Annotated in this window: 1 pseudogene; it reads right to left on the reverse strand. The window is 73.5% G+C overall.

Going from position 1 to position 275, the window contains the following annotated elements:
• Positions 1 to 275, reverse strand: a pseudogene (locus tag ACSNOB_RS32100) (polyketide synthase); the annotation flags it as partial.

Raw genomic sequence — 275 nt, forward strand, 5'->3', positions numbered from 1 at the left:
GTGCCGGAAATCCCGAACGACGACACCGCCGCCCGACGCGGCCGATCCACCGCCGGCCACGGCGTCGGCTCCGTCGCGAGCGCCACCGCACCCGCCGCCCAGTCGATGTGCGGGGACGGCTCGTCCACGTGCAACGTCGGCGGCACCATGCCGTGCCGCATCGCCATGACCATCTTGATCACACCGGCCACGCCGGCGGCGGCCTGCGTGTGCCCGATGTTCGACTTCACCGAGCCCAGCAGGAGTGGCCGCTCCCCCGGCCGGTCCTGCCCGTA

Source organism: Micromonospora sp. URMC 106 (assembly GCF_051386395.1).
GTDB lineage: Bacteria > Actinomycetota > Actinomycetes > Mycobacteriales > Micromonosporaceae > Micromonospora.